The sequence below is a fragment of the Dendronalium sp. ChiSLP03b genome (genome assembly GCF_034531165.2).
Lineage (GTDB): Bacteria > Cyanobacteriota > Cyanobacteriia > Cyanobacteriales > Nostocaceae > Dendronalium > Dendronalium minutum.
The window spans coordinates 31571-45647 of sequence record NZ_JAVRBR020000104.1 but is presented as its reverse complement, the minus strand read 5'-3'; the positions used below and the strand labels follow the sequence as shown (position 1 = coordinate 45647).

Sequence of the window (14077 nt, the reverse complement as noted above, 5' to 3'; positions counted from 1 at the left end):
GGCGATATCTTTATTAAAACTACTGTCCCATAATGGCTTTACATCAACTTGTAATGAAATCCTACCCGTTTGGAAAAAAGTATCAGCGACCTCTTGTTGAGATGCGATCGCCTCATCAAAAATGGGAAGTAATTTTTGGGGACGCTGTTGCTGTCCTTGTTTGGCATCCTAGGCAATGGTAGCTGTTTGTTGTTCTCGTCGCTGTATTTCTTGGCGTACTAACGGAATCACATCTCGACCATAGGCAATCGCATCCTCTACCGGATCGAAACCACGAATCAAAAGTGTTGTCACTCCAGCTTCGTAATAGTCAAATAATGATTCTGCTACTTGTTCGGGAGTTCCTACCAAAGCAGTAGTATTACCATAGGCTCCTGTAACAGTTGCAATAGGTGTCCACAGACGCTTATCGTAAATTTCGCTATCTTTAGCAAACTCCAGCAGCCGCAGCGAACCAACGGCTTGGGGTCTGGCTGAAGTACCAGATGGCAGTTGAATCCCTGCTTTAGCACGGTTTTCTTTAACACGCGAGAGAATATATCGTGCTTTCTCCCATGCTTTCTCTTCCGTCTCAGCCAAAATCGGACGTAAGGAAACACTAAACCCTAAAGACTTTCCTGGTGGTGCGGCGGCTTTGACTTCAGCAATGCGTTGTTTAATAGCAGCGATCGGTTCTCCCCAAAAAGCATAGACATTACTGTGTTTTGCACCGACACCTACAGCCGCGCCAGAAGCACCACCAAAGTAGATAGGAAGATGAGGTTTTTGTAATGGTTTGACCTCCGAAAATGCTTGTTTAACTTGGTAAAACTCACCCTCATAATCAAATGGTTCCTCACTTGTCCAGACTCGCCGCACAATGTCGAGATATTCATCGGTACGACGATAGCGGGTATCGTGGTCAAGCCAATCACCATCCCGTTGTTGTTCGGCATCACTACCACCAGTAATGATATGCACAGCAACGCGACCACTAGTAAAATGATCTAAAGTTGCCAGCTTGCGTGCTGCTAAAGTAGGAGCGACAAAACCCGGTCTATGAGCCAATAAAAACTTCAGTTTTTCTGTGACATTGGCCGCATAATTCACAACATTAAAACCATCAGGCCCTGTAGAACTGTATCCAACTAGCACCCTGTCAAATCCACCATCTTCATGGACTTTTGCAAACTTGCGGACATAAGCAGTATCTATACTTCCTCCCGTTAACGATACAGCAGTACCATGTAATTCTGATGCTTCTCGCGTGCCAATCATGCCAATAAATTCAAGCGGCATACAGTTTTACTCCTATATTTAATTAACAAATTGGGAATATGAATTTGTCTCGCTACAGACATAGAAAGTTAGAGCTTTAACTTTTGAATTTCACAGAGTAGTGATTCTAATTTCTTGCTGAAATTCTTAATCTTTTTCTTTTACTTCGCGTCCTACCCTGCGGGAACCCGCCCAACGCACTACCTCACCGCTGACGCGTCTATGTGGTTCGTCAAAAAAACTAACTTTCACATATCTACTATTTACTTGCACTTTCCAAAGGACACACCGCAGCTGCAATATCTACTCGTTGAGGAATAATTTTTTGCTCTAATAGCCAATCAGCAGTTTTTTGCAGATTGCTGATGTCTTCATCACTAGGAAAAACGTAAGATTCTCGACCTCGATTCTTAGTCGCCTGTTTAGCCACAGCATCAGAAACTTTTAGCTGTTTAACCATATAAGCTGCCGCCGCATCAGTATTTTGATTCAGCCATTCTCCATCCTGACTCAAAGCAGTCAGAGCCGCTTTCACTACCACGGGATTTTCTTTAGCAGCATCAGTGCGAACCACCATCACACCGTAGGTAGGAGCGGGGTGAGTAGTGGTAATTCTTTGTGCATGATTTTCTAGTTGAGCAATGGAAATATAAGGCTCCCAAACTGCCCAAGCATCAACAGCACCTTGGTACAAAGCTGGTGCAGCATCATTTGGCGATAGATAAACTCGCTGGACTTTTTCTTTGGGAATATTTGCTTTTTCTAAAACTTTTAATAGCAAATATTCTCCTGCACCCCCTTGATTAACTGCGACTTTTTTACCTACTAAATCATCAGGTTTCCTAATAGAGGAATTACCACGAACTAAGATGGCATTGCTTAAAGAATCTGGTTGAGGACGCTGTAAAGAACCGATACAAAGAGGCTGTCCAGCAGCAATTCCAGAGATGGAAGGAATATCACCACACCCACCAATATCAGCTCGATTACTATTGAGGGCTTGCAGGAGTGTTGCACAACGGTCAAAGGGGCCACTCCACTCTACTTTGATATTTTGAGTTAGTAGCTGACGCTCTAATTCGCCACGTTGACGTGCGATGGGAATCACCCCACCTTTTTGATACCCCAATCGAATCACTTGGGGTTTTTCTGAAGTTTGGTTACTTACAGGTATTGCTGTAGAGTTAGTGGTAGTTTGAGTGCAACCAGCAGCGATCGAACTTGTAACTAAAAAGCTACCGATTTGCTGCCGTCTTAACTGCGAAAGAGGAATCATCAAAGTAGTACTAATGAATTAATAACCCGCTCTTTGATCTACGATGTTACGTAGAGGTTTGCCCTGGCGATAACGTGTGAAATTGTCGAGAAAAAGAGCAAGCGATCGCTCCTTAACTCTGGGAGAATTACCAGAACAGTGAGGTGTAATAAAAACGTTGGGTAACGACCACAAGGGGCTTTCTGATGGTAGCGGTTCGGCGAACACAGTATCTAAAGCAGCACCAGCAATCTCACCATCCCGCAAGGCTTTGATAAGTGCAAATTCATCCACAATTGCACCACGAGCAATATTAATTAAATAAGCATTGGGACGCATTAAGCGCAGGACTTCAGCATCAATCATGCCTTTAGTATCCCAGGTCAAAGGTGTGGCAATTACAACATAGTCAGCTTCGCCCAGAAGTGCTTTCCATTCATCTGCACCTACCACTTTGTCAAAGTTAGATAGTGGTTGTGGGTGACGGCGACTCCCAAAAATCCGCATCCCAAAAGCTTTAGCACGGGAAGCAATTTCTTGCCCGATTCCACCTGCACCAATAATTAATAAGGTTTTATCTAGTAATTCTTGAATTGGCAGACCTTTTTGCCAACGGTGTTGAGTCTGTTGTTGGTGTAATCTGGGTAGTTGCTTGGCATAGGACAGCATATAGGCAATGACAAATTCGGCAATGGGAATCGCATGAACCCCCGCACCGTTAGTCAAAATCAGGTTGCGTTCTATATATTTGGGTGTAATGATGTGATTTACACCTGCATTTGGTGCATGATGCCAACGCAGTTCAGGTGCAGATTCTAGGACTCGATGCAACGTCGTCAGTTTGAGGAAAAACCAGCTAAAGTAAACCTCAGCATCTGTAGCATCGCCATCCAAGTTGCCTTCACTATCCACACGCACAACTGCTATGTCATCAGGTAAATGTGGCTCAAGTTCTGTAGCAACGTCTATTGGTAGAATAATTTTCAAAGCTGACAACTCCCTTAATAGTCGCTTTTTCGGTAAATTTTCAGCAGTGCATCCAATGCTTTGTTGCAGATATTATTCTGGCAAAATTAATGCAAATATGACATTTCATCTTTTGGATTAAAGATAGAAAATTAAGCTTAGGCGATCGCCAGTTTGTTCCTAGTACCTAATTCTTCTGCTTTTATCAAATCTGAGTTTTGCTAATGAGTAAAAAAGCAGGTGCGATGCCTAAGCTTAGAAAGTTCCATCTCCGACATTCTCGCACCAGCCTCAAACACTGTAACCGATCCATCCCCAACACATTGCAACCTAGTGCTTGGCTTAAAAAAGCACAGCCTTCAGTAGCAATGATGACTGCGTGCGATAATCTTGCCCTGCCTTTGGCGATCGCACTCCAAAAACTACTACTATTTATCGGTCGATTTGCCGTAGTTTGTATATAAAAAAGCTTTACACACTTTTTTCGGAAAATCAAGGACTATCTTCATACAACGTTAAAAGAGTAATAAGTAGTTAAGCAAAATTGATTACAAATGAAGTCAGGCGATAAGTCAAGAACTATTGCCCATTGCCCTTGTTTAAATAATTCTGCTGGATTACTTAGCAAAAACTTGCCGAACAGTGATGTCTTTTTATATTCAGCAACGCCTGATATCTAAACTGTTTGCAACTGAAGGTTTCTTTGGAATAGTTTTAGAACCTGTTGCCAAGCATCGGCCGCAGCTTCGGGATTGTAGCTGGCGCGATGGTTGCAGAAGAAGCCATGTTCTGCGCCAACATAGCGAAAAATGTCATGAGGAATCTGATGTTTCTTTAACTCTGCTTCAATCTGTTCTGTATGTTCTAAGGGGATTCCTTTATCTTCAGTGCCAAAGAAGGCGTAAATAGGGGCTTTAATCTTGGAAGTTTGGGTGATAGTGGGTTCACCACCACCGGGTGTAGAGTTGGTAATCCCTCCACCATAGAAAGAAGCGGTAACTTTAATGTCTGGTAGAGTGGCTGCTAAATAGACAACATGACCACCAAAGCAGAAACCAATAGAGCCGATCGCATCTCCTTGGACATTTGGCAAAGTTCTCAAATAGGCGATCGCGGCTTGAATATCGCTCAATATTTCTTCTGCTGTGGTCTGCTCTTTATAGGTTCTGCCACGCTGGATATCTTCTGGAGTGTATGCAGCCTCGAAACCAGGAGCAGTACGTTGATAGAGCGCGGGAGCGATCGCCACATACCCTTCCTTGGCAAACTTTTCGGCAACTTCCCGAATATGAATATTAACCCCAAAGATTTCCTGAATCACAATAACGGCGGGGAAAGTTCCCTCTTTTGCTGGTTCAGCTAAGTAAGCATCAATTTGCAAATCAGCGTTTGGGACTTTAACTTGAGTTGTACGAATTTCTGTGCTTGTCATTTTAGGGTGTAGTTTACAATCTTGTTGAGAGTGGATTGTTCTTGATATTTATAGCTATACTACGGCAATGCGACTGATTTACCGTATTTTATATAAAGCATCATTCCACAACCAAGCCAGAAAGGCAAGTCCTGCTGGAAAGATCCCAAGCTGATGAACTGAAATAGGATTGATAATATTACTGTTAAAATACGATAAATCTATCGGTTTAGTGTATTAACAATGATAAATACTAAGAAGATCGGCAACGATCTGAGTTCGGCTGGACAACCGACCCCGGAGCAATTACAACAAGCAGCAATTGAGGGGTTTAAGTCAGTTATAAATCTGCGATTGAATGATGAGCAGGGTTTCTTGAGTAACGAACAACAACAAGCAGAAACGGCTGGACTGCAATACGCCCATATCCCCTTGAAATCTACAGAACCAGATCAAGAGTTAACAAAGGCAGCACTTCAGGAAATTGCGGATTTACCGAAGCCGATCTTAATTCACTGTGCTGCTGGTGCTAGAGCATCGGGAATTGCCTTGATTGCCAATGCGATTCACGAAGGTCTGACTTATGAGCAAATCACGCAAAAAGCCACCGACTTAGGAATTAGTTTAGAGCAACCACACCTCAAGCAATTCTTGCTGGAGAAATATAGTACCAAGCAAGTAGAAAAAAGTTAGTTTTACAACCTGTATAGTTTTCTAAGATCGCGATTCTGAGCATCAGGGCGATATTTAGCAACAAAATACTTACAGAAGAAGTCATTGTGAGTCTCAATCATCGTCATCATCAGAGGTATTTATGAAATCCTCAGCAGCCCCTTTTTTGTCCTGACCCACTAGAAATTCAAATGAACGGTTGAGCCGTTTTACTCCACTCAGGGTAATTAGGGTCAGTAGTCCTCCTATTAATCCCATTGGCCATAAACCACAGCCGATTGCTGCTCCTAATCCCGCCGCAGTCCAGACACAGGCGGCTGTCGTTAATCCCCGTACTTTTGGCCTCACAGATTTTCTGGGAGACTCTTGTAGAATCAATCCGGCTCCGAGAAATCCCACCCCGGTAGCTACACCTTGAATCGTTCGGCTCAAGGCGTTGGTAGCAGCATAGGGACTATCACCCTCAGCCTGCAAAGGAATCATCACGAATAATGCTGCTCCCATGCTTACCAACATGAATGTTCTCATTCCTGCCGGTCTACCCCCTTGTTGACGATTGAATCCAATCATGCAACCAACCCCAAGTGCTAGAGCTAGTCTAAATGCTATGTGCGGCCAATCGTTGGCGGTAATCAACATATCTCCCATTACCAGATTCCTTCTAAAGAGATGGAACGAAATTCTGCACCTATTGCTAGAGTTATGGCTAAAAGCCTAACTACGGTAAATCAATAGGTTTAGTAAACATTAACTTTAATTTAACAAAAAGTTAAAAATAAGTAAATTAATATACATAAGCTGCTATTGCCCCCAATTATTCCCAGAGGCGCAAGACAGAGCTAGTCACTATGACTTCATAATCAAGCATGAAACAAATGGAGGAAATCAAAGTGTGGCTGAATGCAATCGATCATATTCAGGTGACATCCTCTCCTGAAGCAGAGAACGCCATGCTGTTTTTTTACAGCCAAGTTTTGGGACTCACAGAAATTACTAAACCAGAGGCTCTCCAAGCTAATGGAGGCGCATGGTATTTACTGGGAGATATTCAGATCCACGTCGGTATAGAAAAGCAGATAAATAACCAAGTATCTAGGCGGCATATATGTTTCCGAGTTCACAGCTTAGAAGCATTCGCCATACATCTCCAAGCTCATGGGGTAGAAAATATTAGCGATCGCCAATCCTTACCAGAGTACAATCGCTTTTTTATCCGCGACCCTGGTGGAAATCGTATAGAAATAGCAGAATTCGCCCAACACAAAACAGACTCTTGACTTTCAGATAAAATGTGCGATCCTAATAGTTAGATTAACTAAATATTAGAAGCACATTAAAGTCGTGACAACACTTAGAGGAAACGCTGATTTGTCAGAACCACTTCATAGTAAGCCTAAAGCAGTGATTTTAGAGACACAAGGACTGACGCGTTACTTCGGTAAAGCGATCGCCGTAGATAATTTGAGTATTACTGTAGAACAAGGTGAGGTATTTGGCTTACTCGGTCCTAATGGGGCAGGCAAAAGCACAGTAATAAAGATGTTGACTGCGCTACTACCAATCAGTGCAGGCAGAGCAACTATAGCTGACTATGATGTAACTCATCAAGCTGCGGCTGTCAGGCGGCTATTTGGCTATGTACCCCAAGCTCTTTCTGCTGATGGTAGTCTTACAGGTTACGAAAATCTCTTAATCTTTGCCAAGCTATATGACATTCCTACCAACCGAAGGCAAAGGTGTATCCGAGAAGTTCTAGATTTCATGGGTTTGCAAGCAGCAGCTCATCGTCTGGTACGTAACTACTCTGGTGGCATGATCCGCAAGCTAGAAATTGCCCAATCCATCATGCACCAACCCCGAATTTTGTTCCTTGATGAACCGACTGTAGGACTAGATCCAATTGCCCGCACTCAGGTATGGCAACTTGTGCAACAACTCCGTACAGATTACGGTACAACCATATTTTTAACTACTCACTTTTTAGAAGAGGCTGATAATCTGTGTAGCAGAGTGGTCATTATGCAGCAAGGTCAAGTTGTGACAACAGGCACACCTAGCGACTTAAAAGCTTCTTTGGGTAAGCCGAATGCAACTTTGGATGATGTCTTTATTCACTACACAGGAGACCAATTAACATCAGGAGTCAACTACCGTGATACAGCAAGAACCAGACGTACAGCTCAACGGTTGGGTTAAGGCAAAACCTGCTCGCCGAGCCAATTTTATCTCTGCAATTATGCAGATATTTACAAAAACTCTTGTAATTGCAGAAATGGAGGTGCGGAAACTAAGGCACGATCCCACTGATTTAATAGTCCGAGCCGTGCAACCATCACTGTGGCTCCTAATCTTTGGGCAAGTATTCACCCGTATTCGGGCAATTCCTACAGGCGACTTACGTTATTTAGACTTCATGACTGCGGGTATTCTGGCCCAAAGCGTGTTGTTTGTCGCAATTTTTACGGGTGGGATGACGCTGATCTGGGAGCGAGACTTAGGAGTTGTGCATAAATTCTTGGCTAGTCCGACACCCAGGGTAGCAATGGTATTAGGTAAATCCTTAGCCTGTGGAGTACGGTGTTTATCACAGGTATTTGTCATTTATGGATTAGCACTACTGTTAGGTGTCAAACTCAACCTTTATCCTCTAGCTTTTATCCAAGTGCTATTAATTGTCATGCTGGGAGCAGGTTGTTTTTGCACTTTTTCTTTAATTATTGGCTGTTTGGTAAAAACTAGAGAACGGATGACGGGAATTGGGCAGTTGTTAACTATGCCGTTGTTTTTTGCTAGTAATGCCATCTATCCCATTTCTATCATGCCGAACTGGTTAAAGTTCCTATCTCACGTTAATCCCTTGACTTACGAAGTGGACGCATTACGTGGCACGATGTTAGCAAATGGAACTAGTCTTTATGGCTTTGGTTGGGACTGTACAATTCTCTTGTTAACATTAATAGGCTTGACCCTAATCTGTGGACGACTTTATCCACGAGTAGCAATGTAATTAGGAGAATAAATAGCCCATGACTCTTGGTAAACCTTTGCAAAGCGCAACTTCTGAAGAATGTGCTACCAGAGTGATGGATACAATTCCGTTAGTGATGCGGTTTATCCGAGCGGATATGCGAGTTCATAATGCCGCTTCTTTATCTATACCGCAATTGCGATCGCTAGCATTTCTCAACCGCAGTCCAGGTGCTTCCTTATCTGATTTGGCAGAGCATCTAGGTGTCACCTGTGCGACAGCATCAGCGACAACAGAACGGCTAGTACAACGCAACTTGGTGCAACGTAGTGACGATCCGCAAGAGCGGCGGCGAGTTCTCCTCAATCTGACCCAAGAGGGAAAGCATCATTTAAAGCAATCCCAAGACCAAACTCGCGCTCATATTGCCGACCTTTTGACAGGTCTTACAGAAGAACAAATTTCCCATATAGAAGAAGGGTTGGCTCTACTAAAAAATGTCTTCGAGCAAACGGAAATTAAACCTCCCCAACACTAAGTCTGCAAAACACGATCCTTTTGCAGCGCTGAGGTTTCGAGACTATCGCCTATTTACGATTGGGCGCTTACTCTTGTTCGTTGGGTCACAAATGCAGACCGTGGCCATTGGCTGGGAACTCTACGATCGCACAAATTCAGCTTTAGCATTAGGTGGTGTTGGATTAGCCCAAGTCTTGCCGATGATTGCCCTCACCTTGATTACTGGTGATGTCGCCGATCGCCGCGATCGCAAACTGACAATGTTGTTGTCAGTACTTTTATTAGCCTTATGTTCGCTAGCTTTGGCGGTACTTTCCTGGACTCAGGGCGCAGTAGTTTTAATTTACACCTGCTTGGCATTAACAGGTATCGCCAGGGCTTTCTTAAAGCCTGCCAGTGATGCATTGATGTGGCAATTAATACCTGTCAGAGCCTTTACGAATGCAGCCACTTGGAATAGTAGTAGCTTTCAGTTAGCCTCAGTCATCGGCCCAGCTTTGGGAGGATTTGGCATTGCTTTTTTGGGAAGTGCTACAGGGGTGTATGTGCTAGCTGCGATCGCTGGATTTATGTGTTTTATCTTAACGGCGGCGATCTCAAAACAAAAAACAATTCGTTCCACAGAACCAATCTCACTCAAAGCACTCTCCGCTGGGGCTAAGTTTGTCTGGGAAAATCAATTGATTTTAGCAGCCATTACCTTAGATATGTTTGCAGTCTTGCTAGGGGGTGCGATCGCCCTACTACCCATCTTCGCCAAGGATATTTTGCAGGTAGGGCCATTAGAGTTGGGCTACCTCCAAGCAGCGCCCTCCATTGGTGCTTTGTTTATGGCGATTGTACTGGCGTATTTGCCGCCGTTACGCCAAGCTGGGCCAGCATTACTCTGGTCAGTAGTTGGCTTTGGCGTTGTGACAATTATCTTTGGGCTATCTCGTTGGTTTTGGCTATCACTGCTAATGCTAGTACTGAGTGGCGCACTAGATACGATTAGCGTTGTAATTCGCCATACCTTAGTGCAAATTAGAACGCCAGATAATTTACGCGGTCGGGTTGCGGCCATCAATAGTGTATTTATTAGTGCCTCTAACGAGTTAGGAGGCTTTGAATCAGGCTTAACAGCAGCCTTATTTGGCCCAATCATCTCTGTAGTTGGTGGTGGAATTGGCACGATTGCAGTGGTAATTGCTGTAGCTGCAATCTGGCCGGGAATTGCCAAACTAGGAGCATTACAAGAGTATGAGGGTAGCTAAGGGACTTCCAACTAAAAAAATATCCCATCACTGTGTGAGCAGGGGGGAAAAGGTTAAAGCGAAAAGGGAAAAGCGAACAAGAAAATATATCGGTAACTATCCTCTGTCTCTTCTCCTTTACCTCTGCCCCCTTACCCTTTCTCCAATCTCATCCCTAGTCCCCAGTCACTTTTACTATCATCGCTGGCTAATAAGAGAGGCTGGTGTAATTGCAGCATATTGTTCGGGAGTCAGCAATGTTTCCTGAATATTGAGAGGTTTGGGTAACAAGCCATTTTTGTAAAAATAATCGATGACTCGTTGTTGTTCCTTGATGCGTTTAGCATCCATTGGAGTTAATTGAAAGCTGCTACGGCGAACCACCTTTTCTTGTATATCCAAAGCAAGTTTTGTTTTAGGTGCAAGCAGTTTTGCTGTCTCTTGAGGATGTTCTTCTGCCCACTTACCAATCTTGTGCATTTCTTTAATGACAATTCGCAACAGTTCTGGATTTTCTGTGGCAAACTTACGTCCGGCAATATAGTATCCACCAGGAGAATCTAGCCCTTCTCCCGTGCGGAGAACACGCACTCTACCTTGTTTTTCTGCAATAGCAAGGTGTGGATCGCCAAATACGATGACAGGAATCTGACCTTGAAGAAAAGCATCACGAGCTTCTATGCTAGACATACTTATGACTTGAATATCTTCGTATTTCAAACCTATTTCATCTAAAGCACGCAGGATAAAGTAGTGTGAAGCAGACCCTTTTTGAAAGTTTACCTTCTGCCCTTTAATGTCCTTCAACTCTTTAAGTGGCGATTCGGGAGGAACAGCGATCGCACTTCCTTTTCCTGTTGCAGGACTCCGGCCTACAACATAAACAATATTGGCACCAGCTGCTTGGGCAAAAATAGGTGGCGTATCGCCTACCGATCCCAAATCGATTTTGCCGACATTCATACCTTCCATCAGTTGTGGCCCTTGGGCAAATTGCAGCCACTCTACTTTGATTCCCAAGGGTTCTAGACGTTTTTCTAAAACACCAGATACTCTGACTAAATCACCGGCTTGTTGGTAGCCCATCCGCAACACATTGATTTTAATCCCACTAGCAGCCACATTTGTAGTAGTAGCAGATGTTTTTGCTTGCTGGGTATTTGTCTTGCAACTACTGATGGCAAATGAAGTTGATAAACCTAATAAACCTGCTATACCAAGCTTGATAAAACGGCGGCGTTGAGTGTTGAATAGTTTAGTCATAACTTGCAAAAAATGATTTTGATAAAATCGAAGTCAAAAATTAGGCGAGTTGTCTGACTGCGCTCCGATACTCATAACTACAGCAAATTTCAAGTTGGTGAAGCAGCGCGGTGAAACAGTACGGTGAAGCACTTGCTGTCTTGGCGGTGTTAGCGAAGCGGTAGCGAGTCATCGAGCGTCGGCAGTCCGGTCTTGGGGTCTCCCCAAGTAGAGGAACTGCCGAATCCGTAAGGGTTTGCGTCGATAGCAAAGTGCTGTTAGCGCAAGCGTTGCGCGAGTCCTCTCCCAAGGGGAGCCACTGCGGTGAGGCAGTCCGGTCTTCTCCCAAGGGGAGACGCTAAGAGCGATGGTGGTTTCCCCAAAGAGGAACTGCCGTTAGCGCAGCGTTAGCGATGCAGGAGCGTCACCCCTTGTGGGTCTTGGGGTTTCCCCAAGTGGAGCAAGTGGCGTGAGACGCTAACTAAGAGCGAACGAGCGTCGGCACGAGCGTCACCCGCAGGGTGAGTTACATAACCTAGCTTTGAAAGCTAGGTATAAAGCGTGTTTTACTTCTGAATTCTGAATTCTGAATCCTGAATTCTGCTGTATCCTGTTTGCAGTTCGGATAGATTCTGATTGTTGCCTTCTACAGGTAGGAATCCACCTGCCTGCATTTTCCATAACCTATAGTAAGCACCGCCGCGTGCTAGCAGTTTGGCATGGGTACTATCTTCGACAATGCGACCTTGGTCAAACACTAAAATGCGGTCTAGATGGGCGATAGTAGACAGCCGATGGGCCACCACAATGACCGTTTTCCCATTCATCGCTAAATCTAGGGTATCTTGGATGGCTTTTTCGGTGATCGAATCAAGGCTGGAAGTGGCTTCATCCAAGATCAGAATCGGTGCGTCTTTGAGGATCACCCGAGCGATCGCAATGCGCTGCCTCTGTCCTCCCGACAGTTTGACACCGCGTTCGCCTACCAAAGAATCATAACCCTCTTTGATCTGCACGATAAAATCGTGAGCATAAGCCTGGCGTGCCGCCTCAATGGCTTCCTCATCGGTTGCCTCCAATCGCCCGTAACGAATATTTTCCAGCAACGTCCGATGGAACAGAGATGGATCTTGGGGAATCAAGCTGATCTGGGCGTGTAGGGCATCCTGAGTCATGTCTCGAATATCGACCCCATCAATGAGAATCTGTCCTGATTGTGGGTCGAATTGACGCAAAATCAGATTGACGAAGGTGGATTTTCCAGAACCAGAGAAGCCAACCAGTCCGACACGCTCACCTGGTTGGATGGTAATAGAAAGGTTGTCGAATACTTTTTTCCCAGCCGAGTAGCTGAAATTCACTCGCCGAAATTCAATCTTACCTTGGGTGATTGAGTGAGCGATCGCACTATCCCGATCGATAATCTCATGGGGTTGAATGATAGTGAAGACACCATTGGCGACATTACCGATATGTTCAAAAAATTCCAGAAAGCGTCGGCTCAAATTGCGTGCTTCACTAATGATTAACAGCGACAGACTAGTTGCTACGACGAAATCCGCAGCTGCGATCGTTCCCTGACTCCAAAGTGAGAGCGAGTAATACAAAGTGCCAATTTTCAGGACTGCTGCTGAGATAAACTGAAACCAGCGAATTCGCTCCGAGTACCAATTGGACTTTCTCACCTGTTTGAGTTCATGCGTTAATTGGTCATTCAAATAACGTCGTTCAAAACCCAGGCGAGCAAATAGTCGGCTACTAGTGAGATTTGTGACTGCATCTACAATGATGCCAGTTGTCTCACTTCTGGCGGCTGCGGCTTTTCGGGAGTAAATTCGGCAGCGAGTTGCCAGCCAGAACGAAATACTGATGAAGAGAACTGCCCACGCCCCCACGAGTGCAGCCAGCGGAGGATAGGCGCGATACAGTAACATTGTGGCGACAGTATAGACGATGATTACTGGCATAAATTCAGTAATCAGCATTTGCATCGTCTGGGTCACACCCAAAGAGGTTTCGCTAATCCGATGTGCCAATGCCCCGGAAAAACTGCTGCTGAGGTAACGATGTGAATGATGTTGTAAGTAGGCATATAGGGAGCGGACAATGTGCTGTCGGTGGATCGGATGAAGGATAGTCTGCAAGAGTCCAGCCGATCGCCCGAATACCACTTCACCCACACTCAAGGCGGTGAACAATATCAAGGGTTGGCTCACGACATCAAAAATGGACTTGCTGTCCCCCGTCGATCGCGTCACGCTCCGAATGATCTCACCAATGGCATAAGGCAACATAATGCCGCAGGTCGCGTGTACTACCTCCAGGATCACCATTACTACATACCACCAGCGGAACTGGTTAACGAAATAGCAAATGAACCTGAATGGAGTCGCTGGCAAGGCTGGTGCATCGGCAGCACGTTGAAAAGATTTGGATTTTCTGGACTTTTTCGTCATGAAAGTTGAACTTGTAGCATCATTTTAGCTTTTCCCTAACAATTCAATTGAGTAGCGACAAACATCAAAATGAAGTAAGAAGACTCTGTTCGCGGCTTC

At 44.6% G+C, this 14077-nt stretch carries 15 protein-coding genes; 8 read left to right on the top strand and 7 right to left on the bottom strand.

Translation table 11 applies throughout. From position 1 onward, the window contains the following. Positions 1–53: 53 nt before the first annotated feature. Positions 54–182, top strand: coding sequence for a hypothetical protein (locus tag RMY31_RS24385; protein ID WP_409878291.1), 129 nt, complete (start codon positions 54–56; stop codon positions 180–182). Here RMY31_RS24385 and RMY31_RS24380 read toward each other — a convergent pair. From RMY31_RS24380 to RMY31_RS24370, 3 genes are all read right to left on the bottom strand, one after another. Then, positions 169–1278: an LLM class flavin-dependent oxidoreductase gene (locus tag RMY31_RS24380; RefSeq protein ID WP_322661072.1), complete on the bottom strand. Its 1110-nt coding sequence runs from the start codon at positions 1276–1278 to the stop codon at positions 169–171. The genes RMY31_RS24385 and RMY31_RS24380 overlap by 14 nt on opposite strands. 238 nt (positions 1279–1516) lie before the next feature. Next, positions 1517–2533, bottom strand: a complete 1017-nt coding sequence (locus RMY31_RS24375) for an aliphatic sulfonate ABC transporter substrate-binding protein (RefSeq protein ID WP_322661074.1) — start codon at positions 2531–2533, stop codon at positions 1517–1519. Positions 2534–2551: 18 nt separating this feature from the next. Beyond that, on the bottom strand, positions 2552–3499 hold the full coding sequence (locus RMY31_RS24370) for a D-2-hydroxyacid dehydrogenase (protein ID WP_322661076.1): 948 nt from the start codon (positions 3497–3499) through the stop codon (positions 2552–2554). A 203-nt stretch (positions 3500–3702) separates the two neighbouring features. Between RMY31_RS24370 and RMY31_RS24365 the strand changes: the two genes are divergently transcribed. Further along, positions 3703–3942: a hypothetical protein gene (locus RMY31_RS24365; RefSeq protein ID WP_322661078.1), complete on the top strand. Its 240-nt coding sequence runs from the start codon at positions 3703–3705 to the stop codon at positions 3940–3942. Positions 3943–4154: 212 nt separating this feature from the next. On the opposite strand, the gene RMY31_RS24360 is transcribed toward RMY31_RS24365, so the two are convergent. After that, complete coding sequence (locus RMY31_RS24360; protein WP_322661080.1) at positions 4155–4910, bottom strand: dienelactone hydrolase family protein; 756 nt, start codon at positions 4908–4910, stop codon at positions 4155–4157. Positions 4911–5132: 222 nt separating this feature from the next. On the opposite strand from RMY31_RS24360, the gene RMY31_RS24355 reads away from it, so the two are divergent. Beyond that, entirely contained in the window at positions 5133–5582 is a 450-nt protein-coding gene (locus tag RMY31_RS24355; protein WP_322661082.1) for a protein tyrosine phosphatase family protein, read from the top strand. A 93-nt stretch (positions 5583–5675) separates the two neighbouring features. Here RMY31_RS24355 and RMY31_RS24350 read toward each other — a convergent pair whose 3' ends face one another. Beyond that, positions 5676–6209 carry an MgtC/SapB family protein gene (locus RMY31_RS24350; RefSeq protein ID WP_322661084.1) on the bottom strand — a complete coding sequence of 178 codons (534 nt, stop codon included), beginning with the start codon at positions 6207–6209 and terminating at the stop codon, positions 5676–5678. A gap of 218 nt (positions 6210–6427) precedes the next feature. Here RMY31_RS24350 and RMY31_RS24345 point away from each other — a divergent pair, with 218 nt between their 5' ends. The 5 genes from RMY31_RS24345 (at position 6428) to RMY31_RS24325 (ending at position 10301) form a co-directional block, all read left to right on the top strand. Then, the gene (locus RMY31_RS24345) at positions 6428–6838 is read left to right on the top strand and encodes a VOC family protein (protein ID WP_322661085.1); all 411 of its coding nucleotides are present in this window, start codon (positions 6428–6430) and stop codon (positions 6836–6838) included. A 64-nt stretch (positions 6839–6902) separates the two neighbouring features. Continuing rightward, positions 6903–7757 carry an ABC transporter ATP-binding protein gene (locus RMY31_RS24340; RefSeq protein ID WP_322661087.1) on the top strand — a complete coding sequence of 285 codons (855 nt, stop codon included), beginning with the start codon at positions 6903–6905 and terminating at the stop codon, positions 7755–7757. Continuing rightward, positions 7714–8568 carry an ABC transporter permease gene (locus tag RMY31_RS24335; RefSeq protein WP_322661089.1) on the top strand — a complete coding sequence of 285 codons (855 nt, stop codon included), beginning with the start codon at positions 7714–7716 and terminating at the stop codon, positions 8566–8568. The genes RMY31_RS24340 and RMY31_RS24335 overlap by 44 nt, the downstream gene beginning before the upstream one ends. Before the next feature lie 19 nt (positions 8569–8587). After that, on the top strand, positions 8588–9067 hold the full coding sequence (locus RMY31_RS24330) for a MarR family transcriptional regulator (RefSeq protein ID WP_322661091.1): 480 nt from the start codon (positions 8588–8590) through the stop codon (positions 9065–9067). Then, positions 9027–10301, top strand: a complete 1275-nt coding sequence (locus RMY31_RS24325) for an MFS transporter (protein ID WP_322661093.1) — start codon at positions 9027–9029, stop codon at positions 10299–10301. The genes RMY31_RS24330 and RMY31_RS24325 overlap by 41 nt, the downstream gene beginning before the upstream one ends. 177 nt (positions 10302–10478) lie before the next feature. Here the strand turns inward: RMY31_RS24325 and RMY31_RS24320 are convergent, their stop codons facing one another. Further along, positions 10479–11543, bottom strand: a complete 1065-nt coding sequence (locus tag RMY31_RS24320) for a sulfonate ABC transporter substrate-binding protein (RefSeq protein WP_322661095.1) — start codon at positions 11541–11543, stop codon at positions 10479–10481. A gap of 545 nt (positions 11544–12088) precedes the next feature. Then, positions 12089–13978 carry an ABC transporter ATP-binding protein gene (locus RMY31_RS24315; protein ID WP_322661097.1) on the bottom strand — a complete coding sequence of 630 codons (1890 nt, stop codon included), beginning with the start codon at positions 13976–13978 and terminating at the stop codon, positions 12089–12091. Positions 13979–14077 lie beyond the last annotated feature (99 nt).

Bases quoted from the DNA above. Each gene is read 5' to 3' on its own strand.
- RMY31_RS24385 (WP_409878291.1), top strand. From the start codon at position 54: ATGAAATCCTACCCGTTTGGAAAAAAGTATCAGCGACCTCTTGTTGAG.
- RMY31_RS24380 (WP_322661072.1), bottom strand. From the start codon at position 1,278: ATGCCGCTTGAATTTATTGGCATGATTGGCACGCGAGAAGCATCAGAA.
- RMY31_RS24375 (WP_322661074.1), bottom strand. From the start codon at position 2,533: ATGATTCCTCTTTCGCAGTTAAGACGGCAGCAAATCGGTAGCTTTTTA.
- RMY31_RS24365 (WP_322661078.1), top strand. From the start codon at position 3,703: ATGAGTAAAAAAGCAGGTGCGATGCCTAAGCTTAGAAAGTTCCATCTC.
- RMY31_RS24360 (WP_322661080.1), bottom strand. From the start codon at position 4,910: ATGACAAGCACAGAAATTCGTACAACTCAAGTTAAAGTCCCAAACGCT.
- RMY31_RS24355 (WP_322661082.1), top strand. From the start codon at position 5,133: ATGATAAATACTAAGAAGATCGGCAACGATCTGAGTTCGGCTGGACAA.
- RMY31_RS24350 (WP_322661084.1), bottom strand. From the start codon at position 6,209: ATGGGAGATATGTTGATTACCGCCAACGATTGGCCGCACATAGCATTT.
- RMY31_RS24345 (WP_322661085.1), top strand. From the start codon at position 6,428: ATGAAACAAATGGAGGAAATCAAAGTGTGGCTGAATGCAATCGATCAT.
- RMY31_RS24330 (WP_322661091.1), top strand. From the start codon at position 8,588: ATGACTCTTGGTAAACCTTTGCAAAGCGCAACTTCTGAAGAATGTGCT.
- RMY31_RS24325 (WP_322661093.1), top strand. From the start codon at position 9,027: ATGTCTTCGAGCAAACGGAAATTAAACCTCCCCAACACTAAGTCTGCA.
- RMY31_RS24320 (WP_322661095.1), bottom strand. From the start codon at position 11,543: ATGACTAAACTATTCAACACTCAACGCCGCCGTTTTATCAAGCTTGGT.
- RMY31_RS24315 (WP_322661097.1), bottom strand. From the start codon at position 13,978: ATGACGAAAAAGTCCAGAAAATCCAAATCTTTTCAACGTGCTGCCGAT.